1 protein-coding gene is annotated in these 1,631 nt (G+C 69.5%); it reads left to right on the top strand.

Translation table 11 applies throughout. From position 1 onward, the window contains the following. Positions 1–15 precede the first annotated feature (15 nt). Positions 16–1,631 (top strand): hypothetical protein (locus KY501_RS52765; RefSeq protein ID WP_224373240.1); only part of this gene is annotated, 1,616 nt, incomplete at its 3' end.

Below are 1,631 nucleotides of genomic sequence, written 5' to 3'. Positions count from 1 at the left end.
CTGGGCAGCGAGAGGATGTTCGCTTCGCTGCGCTACCGGCCGAGCACGCCCAGAGAAGCTCCTGACGCAGCAGAGCGGAAGGGGGAGTGGGCGCGGCCGGAGGAGGCAAGCGGAGAGGACACGGCTCGTGTCTGTCCGCAGCTTCCGGAAGGGTGGCCGCAGGAGGCTCCGAGCGAGGAGGAGTTGCTGGAGCCGATGCTGGGCTGCGGCTCGTCGGCGGACTTTGTCGCGCTGCAGCGCCGTGTGGACATGGTGCGGGTGGTGGAGCGGCTGGGGGACTGGGGCGCGGTGCGGTTGGGAGCGCAGGGGCCGCTGGTGGATGAGCGGGCTGCGCGTGTGCTCACGGGCAAGAGAGCCTCCTTCCTGGTGAAGGCCGTGCAGGAGTACGGGGCGTACGCGCAGGTGTTCGCGCTGTTCATCGTCCACACCGCCTATGACGACGAGTTGGAGCAGTTGCTGCGGTATCTGGCGCGGGACAAGCAGCTGGGTCAGGTGTTGGGGCAGATGGGGGTTGTGCGCCAGGAGTTGGAGCGACGTGGGCTGAAGCTGAAGGACTACCCGGAGCGGGGAGAGCGAGCGGGGGATGTGCTTCGGGGCCTGGGGCAAGCGGCCACGGATGCCCTCAACAGCACTGCGGTGAGCGATGGGGTGCGCTACGCGACGATGGCCGCGCAGCGGAAGCAAATGCCACCTGCGTACCAGGAGGCGTTGGAGGAGGTGGAGCGGGAGCTGGTGCGAGAGCACTACACGCCGGGAGGAGTGGCGTTGGGAGGTTTCGATCAGCTGACGTTCGGTGTGCCGCTGGGGTTCTACCACCTGGTGGCAGGCACGGCGCATGGAGGGAAGCAGTTGTGGGAAGGGAAGTACGAGCAGGCCAGCAGAGAGCTTGCACCCGCGGCGTTGCTGGTGGCGCTGTACGCGGGAGGAAAGGGAGCCAGGTACCTGTCCGAGGCCGAGGGTGGGTGGGGGATGCGCACGGTGCCGGAGCTTCGGCTGGAGGCGCTGCAGCGAGTGGCGTGGCAGGTGAGGGAGCGGTTGGGGTTGGAGGGGCTGGAGGGGGTGGCACGCTACATCCGAGCCAGCCGTGAAGCGGCGGTGTTGGTGGGAGCGGGAGGAGAGCCCGCAGCGGTGGCTTTGTACGAAGCGCGAGGCAACGTAGCGAGGGCGCAGGCGTGGTTGTCCGAGGCGAAGCGTGAGTCCGGGGCACCCGCTGAGCCAAGGGCGCCCGCCGGGAGAGCGCCGGGAGGGGTGGCCGCGCTGGTGGACGAGGCGGCCGGCTTCAGCGCGGAGGTGGTGGAGGCCAAGCTCCAGCAGGCGGAGTTGGAGGCCAGAGGCCCGCGCCTGCCGGCGGAAGCGGCGCTGCTCCGGAAGCTGAACGCCACGTTGGGCACGCCGCCGCCGGGAGTGCCGGAAGGCTATGGGCTGTGGAACGAGTATGTGTCCTACCGGCAGAGGCGGCTGGCGGAGTTGGAGCAGGGAAGGGCCAAGGAGGGGCCGCTGCGCTGGGAGGGGTACGAGCAGATGCACCGGGCCTTCGCGAGAGGCCTGGCCTTCGAGCGGGAGATGGTGGCGGAGTTCCGAGCCGATGCGGCCCTGCCGGTGGTGCAGCGCCGCTGGCTCAAGGGGTTTAC

The sequence above is a fragment of the Hyalangium versicolor genome (genome assembly GCF_020103695.1).
In the GTDB taxonomy this organism is placed as follows: domain Bacteria; phylum Myxococcota; class Myxococcia; order Myxococcales; family Myxococcaceae; genus Hyalangium; species Hyalangium versicolor.
The sequence above is the reverse complement of the archived record's forward strand: the minus strand, read 5'-3'. Positions and strand labels throughout refer to the sequence as shown.